Raw genomic sequence first — 13,886 nt, forward strand, 5'->3', positions numbered from 1 at the left:
GCCTTAGCCTCGCATCTGGAACTTAAGTGTCTGTCCGTACGGTCGAAACCCGTGCGGTTTTTTGTGCAGCACGCTATGGATAGGAACCGACCATGCCAAAACGCACCGACATCAAATCTATTCTGATCATCGGCGCTGGCCCGATCATCATCGGTCAGGCATGCGAGTTTGACTATTCCGGCACGCAAGCCTGCAAGGCGCTGAAGGAAGAAGGCTACCGGGTCATCCTCGTCAATTCCAATCCGGCGACGATCATGACCGATCCGGAGCTTGCCGACGCCACCTATATCGAGCCGATCACCCCGGAAGTCGTCGCGAAGATCATCGCCAAAGAGCGTCCGGACGCGCTGCTGCCGACCATGGGCGGCCAGACCGCGCTCAATACCGCGCTTTCGCTGCGCCGCATGGGCGTTCTCGATCGCTACAATGTCGAGATGATAGGCGCCGATGCCGCCGCTATCGACAAGGCCGAGGACCGGGCGCTTTTCCGCGAGGCGATGGCCAAGATCGGCCTCGAAACACCGCGCTCGATGCTGGCCAATGCCACGGACGTCAAGGATCACGACCGCCGCCTGCACCAGGAGCAGCGCGAGGCGGTGAAAGCGAAATTTTCCGGCGCGGAACTCGACGCCGCGCTCGACAAGCTCGAGACCGAATGGCAGCTCGGGGAAGGCGACCGCAAGCAGCGTTATGTCTCGCATGCACTCGGCATGGCCGGGGCCGCGCTTGACCATGTCGGCCTCCCGGCAATCATCCGTCCTTCCTTTACCATGGGCGGCACCGGTGGCGGCATCGCCTACAACCGTACCGAGTTCTATGAAATCATCGGCAGCGGCCTCGATGCCTCGCCGACGACCGAGGTGCTGATCGAGGAGTCGGTGCTCGGCTGGAAGGAGTACGAGATGGAGGTTGTTCGCGACAAGGCGGACAATTGCATCATCATCTGCTCGATCGAGAACGTCGATCCGATGGGCGTCCATACCGGCGACTCGATCACCGTTGCCCCCGCTCTGACCTTGACCGACAAGGAATACCAGATCATGCGCAACGCCTCGATCGCGGTGCTGCGCGAGATCGGGGTCGAGACCGGCGGCTCGAACGTCCAGTTCGCCGTCAACCCGGAAAACGGGCGGCTGATCGTCATCGAGATGAATCCGCGCGTGTCGCGCTCCTCGGCGCTGGCATCGAAGGCGACGGGCTTCCCCATTGCCAAGGTCGCGGCCAAGCTCGCCGTCGGCTACACGCTCGACGAACTCGAGAACGACATTACCGGCGGCGCGACGCCGGCATCGTTCGAACCGTCGATCGATTATGTCGTCACCAAGATTCCACGCTTTGCCTTCGAGAAATTCCCTGGCGCCGAACCGATCCTGACAACGGCAATGAAGTCGGTCGGCGAGGTCATGGCGATCGGACGCACCTTCAAGGAATCGCTGCAGAAGGCGCTGCGCGGCCTTGAAACCGGTCTGACCGGCCTCGACGAAATTACGATTCCCGGCACTGGCGAGGGCAACGACAACAATGCGATCCGCGCCGCCATCGGCACGCCCACGCCGGACCGGCTGCGCATGGTGGCGCAGGCGCTGCGGCTTGGTCTTTCCGTCGAGGAGGTGCACGAGGGCTGCAAGATCGACCCGTGGTTCCTCGAACAGATGGCGGAAATCATTGCCACCGAAGAACGGGTGCGCGAGCATGGCCTGCCGCAGGACGCGCAGAACCTGCGCATGCTGAAGGGCATGGGCTTTTCCGATGCGCGTCTCGCCAGCCTCGCCAAGGTCGAGGCCTCCGATGTCACCAAGCTTCGCAACAAGCTCGACGTCCATCCGGTCTTCAAGCGCATCGATACCTGCGCCGCCGAGTTCGCCTCGCCGACCGCCTATATGTATTCGACCTATGAAGTACCCTTCGCCGGCGCGCTCGCCTCGGAGGCCGAGGTTTCCGATCGCAAGAAAGTCGTCATCCTCGGCGGCGGCCCGAATCGTATCGGCCAGGGTATCGAATTCGACTATTGCTGCTGCCATGCCGCTTTCGCGCTGCGCGACGCCGGCTACGAAGCCATCATGATCAACTGCAACCCGGAGACCGTTTCGACCGACTACGACACCTCGGACCGGCTCTACTTCGAACCGTTGACGGCTGAAGACGTCCTTGAAATCCTACGCACGGAACAGAGCGCCGGAACGCTCCATGGCGTGATCGTCCAGTTCGGTGGCCAGACGCCGCTCAAGCTCGCCGATGCGCTGGAGAAAGCCGGTATCCCGATCCTCGGCACGTCGCCGGACGCGATCGACCTTGCAGAGGACCGCGACCGCTTCCAGAAGCTTCTGGTCAAGCTTGATCTGACCCAGCCGAAAAACGGTATCGCCTATTCGGTTGAGCAGGCCCGCACCATTGCCGGCGAACTCGGCTTCCCGCTTGTGGTACGCCCGTCCTACGTGCTCGGCGGACGCGCCATGCAGATCATCCATGACGAGCGGTCGCTGCAGAGCTACCTTCTCGACACGGTTCCCGAACTCGTGCCTGAGGAAATCAAGCAGAAGTATCCCAATGATAAAACCGGGCAGATCAATACGCTCCTCGGCAAAAACCCGCTGCTTTTCGACCGCTATCTGACAGAGGCCATCGAGGTCGATGTCGACTGCCTGTGCGACGGCAAGGACACCTGGGTTTCCGGCATCATGGAGCATATCGAGGAGGCCGGCATCCATTCCGGCGACAGCGCCTGCTCCCTGCCCGTCCACTCCCTCTCCGCTGAAACCGTCGCGGAACTCGAAAAGCAGACGGCGGCGCTTGCCAAATCGCTCAATGTCGTCGGCCTGATGAACGTGCAATATGCCATCAAGGACGACACGATCTATGTGCTAGAAGTGAACCCCCGCGCGTCTCGTACAGTGCCCTTCGTCGCCAAGACCATCGGAACGCCGATTGCCAAGGTCGCAGCACGGATAATGTCGGGCGAAACGCTGGATCAGGCGCTTGCTAATTATGGCGGCAAGCCGGCAACGACAGGCCGCAAGCACATCGCCGTCAAGGAAGCGGTGTTCCCGTTCGCACGCTTCCCCGGCGTCGATACGCTGCTTGGGCCAGAGATGCGCTCGACCGGTGAGGTCATGGGCCTCGACTATGACTATGCACTGGCCTTTGCCAAATCACAGCTCGGCGCCGGTGTCGATCTTCCGCGCGATGGAACGCTGTTCGTTTCTGTCCGCGACGACGACAAGCCGGGTATACTTTCGGCCGTCAAGCGTCTCTCGGGGCTCGGCTTCAAAATCATGGCGACCGGCGGCACGGCCCGTTTCCTCTCGGAAAACGGCGTTGCGGCCCAGAAGATCAACAAGGTTCAGGAAGGCCGCCCGCATGTCGAGGACGCCATCCGCAACCGGCAGGTCCAGTTGGTCTTCAACACCACGGACAGCGCCAAGGCGATCTCGGACTCCAAGTCTCTCCGCCGCGCGACGCTGATGCAGAAGGTGCCATATTACACCACCCTCTCGGGTGCTGATGCGGTCGCCGAAGCAATCGCGGCATTGAAGGCGGGTTCGCTTGAGGTCAGGCCGCTGCAGGATTATTTCGTTTGAACTGACAGGAAGCTTGTTTTAAACAATCGCGCGTATTATGTATATCCCATCGGGATATACAGGAGGCATGTATGGCGAGTTCAACGGTCTTCACCAGCAATCGGAGCCAGGCGGTGCGCTTACCAAAAGCCGTCGCCTTTCCCGAAAACGTCCATCAAGTCGATATCCTCAAGATCGGCCGAAGTCGCTTGATCGTTCCGCAAGGCAAGCGGTGGGACGACCTTTTCGGCGGTGGCCCCAGGCTGAGTGACGACTTTATGGCGGAGCTTGAGCAACCTGCTGCTGAAGAGCGCGAGCCACTATGATGCTGCGCTACATGCTGGATACCAATATTTGCATCTACGTTATGAAGAACTATCCCGCCGAATTGCGGGATAAATTCAACCGACTGGCAGATTATTTGTGCATTTCCAGCATCACATTGGGTGAACTCTATTTTGGCGCGGAGAAATCCGCTCGTATCGACCAGAACCTGCAGGCGATCGAGCATTTCGTCGCCCGCCTGGAGGTCCTACCCTTCAACGCGGCTGCAGCCATGCACTACGGCCAGATACGAGCGGCATTGATGAGAAGCGGCACGCCTTGCGGCGCCCATGACATCCAGATCGGCGGCCATGCGCGCAGCGAGGGCCTGATCGTCGTGACCAACAATAGACGAGAGTTTGACCGCATGCAGGGGCTTCAGGTCGAGAACTGGGTATAGCTGATCCTGTATCGCGACGCCGAGGCCACACAATCTGGTAGCCGCTACACCCCTTCGATCCCTTCGTTCTCGAGCCCGTGGCCCGACGGGTCGCTGACGAAGTGCAGCACCTTGGCGAAGAGCTTTTCGTCCTTGTCCTCCCGCCCGATATGCACCACGGTCGACTTGGCGAGATGGTTGCGCAAAACCTTCATGACCCGCTCATGCGCGGCAGGTTCCATGGCGTCGAGGGCCTCATCGATCACCACCCAGCTTGGTTCGTGCAGTTTGAGGCGGGCAAAGGCCAGCGATTGCTGTTCGTCGTCGCTGAGTTCCCTGTCCCAGCGCGCGCGGAAATCGAGCATTGATTCAAGCCGGGTCAGGCCGAGTTCATGAAGGGCCGATACCAGTTGCTCGTCGGAAAAGGCTTCCTCGCCTTGCGGATACGACATCGCTCCCCGCAGGCTGCCCGGCGGAAAATAGGGCGAACGCGGCATATAGAGGATCGAGGTGTTGGCGGGCAGGCTGACCGTTCCGGCACCCCACGGCCAGAGGCCGGCAATGGCGCGGAACAGCAATGTCCGGTCTATCCCAGCTTCGCTGGTTATCAGGACCCGCTCGCCTTCCTTGACGACCGCCTTCTTTTCCTTCAGCCGAACCGTTGCCCGGGGCGCGGTGATTTTCAGCGATTCCAGGACGATCTGGTTGGAATCCGTCTCGGTGAACTTGATGCGCTGGTCAACACTGTTCATGAGGTCGGTCGCCTGAACAGCCTGGCGGAATGACGTAACGCGCAAAAGCGTGGCGCGCCAATCGGCAATGGCGCCGAAATTGTTGACGAACCATTTCAACGCGTCGTGCACCTGGTTAAACGCCCCGATCGCAGCCATCAAGCCGCCAAAGGACAGGTTACCGGCAAAGTAGACCGGCGCTGCAACGAGGATCGGGGCAACGATGGTGATCCAGCCGTAACCCGACGTGACCCAGGTCAGCTGGGTCAAGGCGGTGACCAGCAGGCGAATTGCACCAAGCAGTCGGTCGATATCGAAACCGAGCCGGCGATTTTCGTCGGCCTCGCCGCGGTAGAGCGAAATCGCATCGATATGTTCGTTGACCCGCATCAGCGAGAAGCGCAGTTCCGATTCCTTCTGGTATCGGTCGGCATTGAGATGGATGAGCCGGCGTCCGACGAGCCAGCTGATCCACGAAGCGATGCCGGCATAGAGAAATGCTGCCCAGACCATGTAGCCAGGTATGGAAAAGCTGTAGCCCGCCACGTTGAAGACGAAGCCGCTGGAAAACGTCCACAACACGCCGACGAAGCTGATCAGCAATATCGACGCCTGCAACAGCCCGAAGCCGAGATCGGTCGACATTTCGGCGAGGTGGCGGGCGTCCTCATGCAGGCGCTGGTCGGGATTGACGCCGATCGGACCAGAATTGGAGAGCTTGAATGCCCGTCTTGGTTGCAGCCATTCGCCGACGAGATCGCGCGTCAGCCCCTCGCGCAGTTTGAGGCGCGCCATCTGGTTGAGCCAGGTCTGCGCCACGTTGAGCACGAGCAGCACCGAGGCAATGGCGAAGAACACCATGAGCTGATCGACGAACGCCGAAAAATCGCGGCGCGACAGGGCATCATAGAACGGCACGTTCCAGCGGTTGAGAAGGACCTGCCCCGCCGAGGTGACGATGATAATGGCGAAGACGCCGAGAATGAGGAGAATAAGGCGGTTACGAACCGGCGAAATCCAGTAGATATTGCCGATGACGCGAAGCTGCGCCCAGAGACCCGCTTCCACTTCGCCCGCGACGGAGGTGGGCGTGGATCGGTTCGGTTTCTGCTCCGCCATGAGTTTCCCCTGTGGGCGACCGCGAGTCGGCCTTGTTCTACCTTCTAACACACGTCGGATAATGCGCTGAAATGCAAGACGGAATGTAGGGGCAAAATTTACGCGCGCAAGCGCTGCGCGGTAACCTCGATGGCAGGCCATTTTGAATCCGGCTTGTTTTGGGCCGGAATCTGTCATATGTATCCGTCATCGATTTTATCGGTCGAGTGACTTTGCGACCTGCGTAACCCGTTGCGCTTCCTGATGAACTCCATTGCATAGGTTCGATTCCCTGGGCTGCATATGTGCATGCTGCCTGTCTTATACATCTGAAAGGAATTTCCCATGGCTACGGGAACAGTGAAATGGTTCAACAGCACTAAGGGCTACGGTTTCATCCAGCCTGATACCGGTGGTGCCGACGTATTCGTCCATATTTCCGCTGTTGAACGCGCAGGTCTGCGCGGCCTCAATGACGGTCAGAAGGTCAACTACGAAATCGTTCAGGACCGTCGTTCGGGCAAGTCGTCCGCTGACAACCTCAGCGTCGCGGGTTGATGCCGCAAACCGGGAATCGTTCGATTTCTGAAGCACAGAATTGAGAAAGGCGGGTTCACCCCGCCTTTTTCGTTTTATATCAAGAGATTCGTCGGTCCGCCGGACTCAACTTCTAAGCGAGTTCAACAACAACTTTACCGAACGGTCCCCGATCAAGATGATCAAGCGCAGCGTTGAGCTCAGCCAACGTGTAGCTGGCCTCGATGATCGGCTTTACGCCTGAAACGTCATAGGCCCTTACCAGATCTTCAAGTCCCCGCCGATGGCCGACCTGAAGACCTTCGACGATCAGTCGCTTGCGGGCGAATGCGCCAAAGCTCCCGGACACATCCAGCCCTTCGAGAATGCCAATAAGGGAGATGCGCCCCGCGACGGCAGCCGCCTCGAGCGATTTGCCAAGATGGGCGCCGCCCACGGTTTCGAGAATATGATCGGCGCCGTGATCGCGCGTCAGGCGATGAACGGCGGCCACCCAATTCTCTTTCTTGCGATTGATTCCGTGGTGGGCGCCGCGTTCGCTCGCGCGAGCCAGCTTCTTGTCGTCCCCTGAAACGACGATGATTTCGGCCCCGTGCATCAGGCCGATTTGAAGCCCGAACAGCGAAACGCCGCCGGTGCCAAGAATGAGGACAGTCTGTCCCGCCCGCAATTGTCCACGCTCGACAAGCGCCATCCACGCGGTCAGTCCAGCGCAGGGCAGCGTGCTGGCCTCGCTGTGCGTAAGGGTGGCAGGGCCTCGCACCGCCCAGTCTTCGTGGAGAACGACATACTCGGCAAGAACCCCCTGCACCGTGCCCCCGAGCGTGCGCCCGTTGGGCTCTCTCGCGGTCCCCGGGCCGTCGCCATCTATCCAATCGGGAATAAACGTGGAGATGACGCTGTCGCCCACGGCAAAGCGCGTCACGCCGTCGCCGACCCCGGCGACGATGCCGGAAAGGTCGGAAGCAGGCACCACCGGTTCCGTCAGCGGATCGGGCAAGCCGAAACCGTCATCGATCAGCAGCTTGTCACGATAGTTCAACGACGCGGCGAAGACCTTGATCAATATTTCGCCGGGCCCTGGTTGCGGAACCGGTACCTCCGCCAACTTTAGATTTTCCCTGCCGGCCGCGGTCAATTGCCAGCGTCGCATCGTCGTTGTCATGGATACACCTTTCTATCGCACCCGCCTCCGGGTTGAGGTGTCGACCATATATGCGCCGCGAGCACAACAGTTGCGCCAATCAGCATCAATATTGTATCGCTACTGTCTACAATGAGGATCAAGGACGTTGAACAAACTCGCCGGCATTCAGGAATTTGTTGCAGTTGTCGACGCGGGCGGATTCTCGGCAGCGGCCGAACGCCTGCACATGTCGAGGTCGGCGGTGGGCAAGACCGTGGCACGCCTCGAGCAGCGGCTTGGCGTGAGGCTCTGCCATCGCACAACCCGGGCATTTGCGCTGACTGCAGAGGGGCACGCCTTCTACGAGCGCTCGCTGCGCGTCCTCGCTGAAGTCGAGGCGGCCGAATTTGCTCTGACCTCGGAAATGGCCGAGCCAGCCGGCCGCATGCGGATCAGCGTACCGGCAATCTTCGGCCGGCGCTGCGTGGCGCCGGTCGTCTTCGATCTCGCCCGGCAATATCCGCGACTGCGATTTGACGTCTCCTTCACCGACCGGACCGTGGACCTTATCGAAGAGGGTTACGACTTGATCGTGCGCAACACCGTGCTTCCGGACAGGGCAGGATTGAGCGCACGCCGTATCGCCCGCCAGCGCATGGCCATCTGCGCGTCGCCGGACTATCTCGCCGCGCGCGGGACGCCGGGTACACTCGATGACGTCGCTGCACACGATGCCATCACCTATGGCCGCGACGGAAATGCCCGCCCCTGGCTGTTCCCTGACGGGCGCGGCGGCACCTTCGCTGCCCCGACGCGAAGTTTGCTCATCGTTGACGATCTTGAGGCTGCGGCGGATGCTGCCGCGAGCGGTCTTGGCCTCGTATGGGCGCCGTGCTGGCTGATCCGCGATCACGTTCGCGCAGGCCGTCTGGTTCAGGTGTTGACCGGGCTTGAGCCTCTGATCTTCGACACATTCGCGGTATGGCCGACCGCCCCCTTCATGCCCGCCCGCCTGCGCGTCCTCGTCGACGCCTTGGCGAGCCGCCTTCCGGGCATGACCGGCGCAGACCGCGAGATCAAGTGACTAGGGCGAGTGGGATGGTTCTTACGGAATCCACGTGATTGGCACGTGTCCTTCGTCTGCAGCAACCCGGCTCAGCCATTTTGCAATCGACGGGTAGGCTGAAAGATCGTAGCCGCCGCGATTGGCTTCGTGTGTATAGGCGTAGAGGGCGATGTCGGCGAGACTCATGCTGCTGCCCACCAGATATGGCGTTTTCTGCAGCTGCGTTTCCATGACGAGGAGCGCCTTGTTTCCCCCCTCTAGCGTTGCCGCGAGCCGCTCTGGCGTCGCCTCCTTGGCCCGTTCCGGATAGACGAACAAGGCCTTTCTCACGGCGATGTTCGGTTCATGCGTATACTGCTCGAAGAACAGCCACTGATACATCAGCGCCCGCTCGTAGGGGTCCTCGGGAATGAAGCGGCTGCCTTCGCCAAGGTGCAGCAGGATTGCGTTTGATTCTGCGATGAACCGCCCGTCGTCGAGCTCGAGCAAGGGCACCTTGCCGTTCGGATTTTTTGCCAGATATTCAGGCTTGCGCGTTGAACCGTCCACGGAAGACACATGGATATGCTCGAACGGCATCGCCAATTTCGCCATCAAAAGTCGTGGCTTGTAGCAGTTTCCGGATTCGGGCTGTGAGTAGAGTTTCGGCATATGGATGGTCTCCTGTGGCAGGCGAATATTTTCGCTCCTTCGCGCAATGTCCAATCATTTTGCTTGAAGGATGGGACAAGCGAAGCTGATGCTTCGCCAGTTCGATGTCACACCCTGCATAGAAAGTGAGCGATGAAAAGCCTTCAGGGCATGCTTTTGCTTGCGATTCGCCCTCCATTGCGACATACGAACCCCGCAACCGCCCGGCGGTTATCAACCCTCGTTTCTGGAGAACGACAAAATGGCATTCCTCGCAGACGCCCTTTCCCGTGTGAAGACTTCCGCAACCATTGCGATCACCCAGAAAGCGCGCGATCTGAAAGCCGAGGGCCGTGATGTCATTTCCCTATCGGTCGGCGAGCCGGACTTCGATACGCCCGATAATGTCAAGGAAGCAGCAATTGCCGCCATCCGCCGCGGCGAAACCAAATATACGCCCGTCGCGGGCATACCGCAGCTTCGTGAAGCGATCGTGCGCAAATTCAAGCGCGAGAACGACCTCGAATACAAGGCCAACCAGGTTATCGTCAGCACCGGCGGCAAGCACGTCATCTATAACGCGCTGCTTGCGACGCTCAATCCAGGCGATGAAGTGATCTGCGTTGCGCCCTATTGGGTAAGCTACCCGGAAATGGTGGCGCTTTGCGGCGGCACCCCGGTGATCGTCTCCGCGCTGCAGAAGAACGAATTCAAGTTGCAGCCCGAGGATCTCGAGCGTGCGATCACGCCGAAGACCAAGTGGATCATCATGAATTCGCCTTCGAACCCCTCGGGCGCGGCCTATACGTGGGACGAAATGAAGAAGCTGACGGATGTGCTGATGCGCCATCCGCATGTATGGGTGCTGACCGACGACATGTACGAGCACCTGACCTATGGCGACTTCAAGTTTGTCACGCCGGCGCAGGTCGAGCCGAACCTCTACAACCGCACCCTGACGATGAACGGCGTTTCGAAGGCCTATGCCATGACCGGCTGGCGCATCGGCTACGCCGCCGGCCCGCTCGAACTGATCAAGGCAATGGACATGGTCCAGGGCCAGCAGACTTCCGGGACGAGTTCCATTTCGCAGTGGGCGGCCGTGGAAGCGCTTGATGGAACGCAAGAACATTTGCCGGTGTTCAAGAAGGCCTTCGAAGGACGTCGCGACCTGATCGTCTCGATGCTGAACCAGACCAAGCTCCTCGAATGCCCCAAACCCGAAGGCGCATTCTACGTCTATCCGTCCTGCGCGGCCGCAATCGGCAAGACCGCGCCGTCGGGCAAGGTCATCGAAACTGACGAGGATTTCGTCAGCGAATTGCTGGCAATCGAAGCTGTCGCGGCCGTACATGGCTCGGCATTCGGGCTTGGCCCGAACTTCCGCATTTCCTATGCAACCTCCGACTCCAACCTCGAAGAGGCCGGCAAGCGCATTCAGCGATTCTGCGCCAGCCTTCGCTGATTGATTGCAGAAGACCAGCGAAGGGGGCCGTAAAGCGGCCCCTTTCCGTTCCGCCGACTAATCACGCCATTGTGTGAGAACGACCCACGATTACTGGCTATTTTGCACCCCGAAACCGACATAACGGAGTGGTCATGGCCATAATAATTCGCAAGCCCTGGGCGAGTTCCGACGCCTTGGCGACCCCTGAAACGGCATTTCTCGATCGCAGGGACATTTTGAAGGCCTGGGGCCTCGGTGCGCTGGCGCTTGCGGCCAGCGCGAGCCTGCCGAAAGCTGCGCGGGCTGCAACTTTGCCTGCGGGCAACCCGGCGCTCTACCCCGCGAAACAGGATGCGGCCTATAAACTCGACCGCAGCCTGACACCGGAAGAGATCAATTCGAAGTACAATAATTTCTATGAGTTCGGTGGCGATAAGGACATATGGACCGAGGCGCAGACACTCGTCACCAATCCCTGGGACATTGAAATCGGCGGCATGGTTGAAAAACCCTTCACCATCGCCTTTGCCGAACTCGAGGCAAAAATGCCGCTGGAGGAGCGTCTCTACCGGCACCGCTGCGTCGAGGTATGGTCGATGACCATACCCTGGACCGGCTTCTCGTTGGCGAAGCTTGTGGAACTGGCAAAGCCGACCGCCTCGGCGAAATATATTCGCTTCGAGACATTCTACGATCCGGCGATGGCGAGCGGCCAGAATGGCTTCCTCTATACCTGGCCCTATGTGGAGGGGGTAACCATGGCGGAGGCGGCCAACGAACTCGCCTTCATGGTGACGGGCGCCTATGGCAAGCCGCTGCTCAACCAGTTTGGCGCGCCGCTTCGCCTTGCCCTGCCGTGGAAATATGGATTCAAATCGATCAAATCGATCCGCAAGATCAGCTTCACCGACGAGCAGCCGGTAAGCTTCTGGGAAGGGCTCGCCTCGAACGAATATGGATTCTGGGCCAACGTCAATCCGGATGTAGCGCACCCGCGCTGGAGCCAGGCGCAGGAGCGTGTGTTGCACACGGGCGAGACCGTGCCGACGTTGCTATTCAACGGGTATGGCGAACAGGTGGCTGGATTATATGCGGGGATCGAGGGTGAAGAACTCTATCGCTAAAAAGCATACCCCTGAAAAGAAAAGAGGCCGGACAAATGCCCGGCCTTAAGTTTTGAAGGTGCCGTTTCCGGCTAAAACCTCCAGAGGGGAACACTTGCGGGCGCGCAATGGGAGGAGGAGACGCACCGGCAAGTGATGTGGATATGAAGGTTTTGACCTTTTCTTGCAACACCCAATTGTGCATTGCACCCATGCATCTGATGCATAGCGCGCCAGTTCGCTTAAGAATTCATCATTTTTGCGTATTGAAATCGCAATGCCGAACGATTTGTCCGGCCGAAAACTTTGCAGCCCGCCGCCACGCTTCGTCGGTATCGCCCCGATAGGTGATGAAGTCGCCGCAGACGGCGCGGCTGTCCCGCACGTCCAGCACCGAGTATCGCAGCCAGCCGATGAGCGTGCTGGTTTTCTGCACGGCGCCGATGACGACATAGGACGCGCCGTTCTGCCTCGCCATTGCGGAGAGCGCTGCAAATCCCGGGTCGGTCGCGGTGCATTGGCCGTCCTGGCATGGCAACGGCACCAGTTTGAACTTGCCTTGCTCCGCCAGTTGCCGGCGCAGATAGTCGGCAAGCTCCCTCAGCCGCCTCTGATGGTCGGCGGACTGGTCCCGGGGCTCACCGGACGTATCGACGAAATCGAAATTGGCGGAGGCGATCAGCGTTTGTGTTTCTGCATCGCTGTGACCAGAGGCCAGGAGCAGACTCAAAAACGCAATCGATATGCGAGCAACTGCAGGCATGACACACCGTGCCGGCGAAATGGCCGTCCGTTCGAAGGTGCCTCACGATGGACTATAATTCGCCTGCGAAGAAAGGATAGTCTAATACGCCCAGGTGCGCGCCTTGGAAAACAGGAAATCGCGGAAAACATGCAGCTTTGCGGCGTTCTTGATGCCCTCCGGATAGCAGAAGAACGTATCAAAGGACGGCAATTCCATCTCGGGCAGAAGCCGAACAAGGGTCGAGTCCTTCTCCACCATATAGTCCGGCAACACGCCGATGCCGACACCTTTCTGGATGGCACGCTTGATCGACAAAAGGTTGTTGATCTGCAGTACCGCCGGCCTGAGGTTCCCATCCGATCGGCCGATGACCTCCAGCCAGTTCAGATTGGTGAGATAGGAGGGCGCAGGCTCGCCGAAGCTGATGATGCGATGCGAATCGATTTCGTCGATGCTTTCGATCTTGCCATACTTGGCAATATAACCCGGCGCGGCGTAGACGTGCATGTGTACGGTAAAGAGTCGACGCTGAATAAGATCCGGCTGTTGCGGCTGGCGCAGGCGAATGGCGCAATCAGCATGGCGCATCGTCAGATCGAGTTCCTCATTGTCGAGGAGGAGTTGCAACTGGACTTCAGGATAGAGTTCGATGAACTCCTGAACGCGCTCGATAAGCCAGCCTGAACCGAGGCCGACCGTCGTCGTCACGCGCAGCTTTCCAGACGGCCTGTCCTTGCTTTCCGTAAGTCGCGACCTGACGTTTTCAAGCTTCATGAGAACTTCGTGGGCGGTGCGATAAAGTACCTCGCCCTGTTCGGTCAGGATGAGACCGCGTGCATGCCTATGGAACAGCGGCACGCCGACATCTTGCTCCAGGGCGCTGACTTGACGGGAAATAGCCGATTGCGACAGGTGCAATGTCTCGGCAGCATGGGTGAACGACCCAGCTTCTGCCGCAGCATGAAATATTCGCAACTTGTCCCAATCAAGCGACATCGCGCAGTTTTCTCCCCACTCCGGCCGCGCCATCGCGGCCAGCTCCATTTGACCCATTGCCCCCAAAATCATGTTTGATTGTCTGAGGTTGGGCCAGTCAACATTCCACCGCAGCCCCGCGTGCCATCAGGCGCGGTGCGCGGCGGT

12 protein-coding genes are annotated in these 13,886 nt (G+C 59.5%); 7 read left to right on the top strand and 5 right to left on the bottom strand.

Features of this window, described 5'->3' with window-relative positions; genetic code table 11:
* Positions 1-92: 92 nt before the first annotated feature.
* The 3 genes from carB to BR48_RS0122530 all read left to right on the top strand — a co-directional run bounded on the left by carB (position 93) and on the right by BR48_RS0122530 (position 4,281).
* Complete coding sequence (gene carB / locus BR48_RS0122520) at positions 93-3,578, top strand: carbamoyl-phosphate synthase large subunit (RefSeq protein ID WP_027233375.1); 3,486 nt, start codon at positions 93-95, stop codon at positions 3,576-3,578.
* 71 nt (positions 3,579-3,649) lie between these two features.
* Positions 3,650-3,883 (top strand): AbrB/MazE/SpoVT family DNA-binding domain-containing protein, encoded by a 234-nt coding sequence (locus BR48_RS0122525; RefSeq protein ID WP_027233376.1) that lies wholly within the window; start codon positions 3,650-3,652, stop codon positions 3,881-3,883.
* A complete protein-coding gene (locus BR48_RS0122530) occupies positions 3,883-4,281 on the top strand; it encodes a type II toxin-antitoxin system VapC family toxin (protein ID WP_027233377.1) in 399 nt (132 codons plus the stop codon). Before BR48_RS0122525 ends, BR48_RS0122530 begins: the two co-directional genes overlap by 1 nt.
* Positions 4,282-4,325: 44 nt before the next feature.
* Here the strand turns inward: BR48_RS0122530 and BR48_RS0122535 are convergent, their stop codons facing one another.
* Entirely contained in the window at positions 4,326-6,110 is a 1,785-nt protein-coding gene (locus BR48_RS0122535) for an ABC transporter ATP-binding protein/permease (RefSeq protein WP_081815997.1), read from the bottom strand.
* Between the two features lie 324 nt (positions 6,111-6,434).
* Here BR48_RS0122535 and BR48_RS0122540 point away from each other — a divergent pair, with 324 nt between their 5' ends.
* Positions 6,435-6,647: a cold-shock protein gene (locus BR48_RS0122540; protein WP_027233379.1), complete on the top strand. Its 213-nt coding sequence runs from the start codon at positions 6,435-6,437 to the stop codon at positions 6,645-6,647.
* A gap of 112 nt (positions 6,648-6,759) precedes the next feature.
* On the opposite strand, the gene BR48_RS0122545 is transcribed toward BR48_RS0122540, so the two are convergent.
* Positions 6,760-7,791 carry an NAD(P)-dependent alcohol dehydrogenase gene (locus BR48_RS0122545; protein WP_027233380.1) on the bottom strand — a complete coding sequence of 344 codons (1,032 nt, stop codon included), beginning with the start codon at positions 7,789-7,791 and terminating at the stop codon, positions 6,760-6,762.
* 127 nt (positions 7,792-7,918) lie between these two features.
* Here BR48_RS0122545 and BR48_RS0122550 point away from each other — a divergent pair, with 127 nt between their 5' ends.
* The gene (locus tag BR48_RS0122550; protein ID WP_027233381.1) at positions 7,919-8,836 is read left to right on the top strand and encodes a LysR family transcriptional regulator; all 918 of its coding nucleotides are present in this window, start codon (positions 7,919-7,921) and stop codon (positions 8,834-8,836) included.
* A gap of 21 nt (positions 8,837-8,857) precedes the next feature.
* On the opposite strand, the gene BR48_RS0122555 is transcribed toward BR48_RS0122550, so the two are convergent.
* Positions 8,858-9,469, bottom strand: coding sequence for a glutathione S-transferase family protein (locus BR48_RS0122555; RefSeq protein WP_027233382.1), 612 nt, complete (start codon positions 9,467-9,469; stop codon positions 8,858-8,860).
* Positions 9,470-9,710: 241 nt separating this feature from the next.
* Between BR48_RS0122555 and BR48_RS0122560 the strand changes: the two genes are divergently transcribed.
* Complete coding sequence (locus tag BR48_RS0122560; RefSeq protein ID WP_027233383.1) at positions 9,711-10,913, top strand: pyridoxal phosphate-dependent aminotransferase; 1,203 nt, start codon at positions 9,711-9,713, stop codon at positions 10,911-10,913.
* A gap of 134 nt (positions 10,914-11,047) precedes the next feature.
* A complete protein-coding gene (gene msrP, locus BR48_RS0122565; protein ID WP_027233384.1) occupies positions 11,048-12,019 on the top strand; it encodes a protein-methionine-sulfoxide reductase catalytic subunit MsrP in 972 nt (323 codons plus the stop codon).
* 232 nt (positions 12,020-12,251) lie between these two features.
* Here the strand turns inward: msrP and BR48_RS25305 are convergent, their stop codons facing one another.
* Together BR48_RS25305 and BR48_RS0122575 are read right to left on the bottom strand one after the other, a co-directional pair.
* Positions 12,252-12,761 (bottom strand): DUF2380 domain-containing protein, encoded by a 510-nt coding sequence (locus tag BR48_RS25305; protein WP_051615414.1) that lies wholly within the window; start codon positions 12,759-12,761, stop codon positions 12,252-12,254.
* 81 nt (positions 12,762-12,842) lie between these two features.
* Positions 12,843-13,739: a LysR family transcriptional regulator gene (locus BR48_RS0122575; RefSeq protein WP_027233385.1), complete on the bottom strand. Its 897-nt coding sequence runs from the start codon at positions 13,737-13,739 to the stop codon at positions 12,843-12,845.
* Positions 13,740-13,886 lie beyond the last annotated feature (147 nt).

The organism is Phyllobacterium sp. UNC302MFCol5.2 (assembly GCF_000686005.1).
Lineage (GTDB): Bacteria > Pseudomonadota > Alphaproteobacteria > Rhizobiales > Rhizobiaceae > Phyllobacterium > Phyllobacterium pellucidum.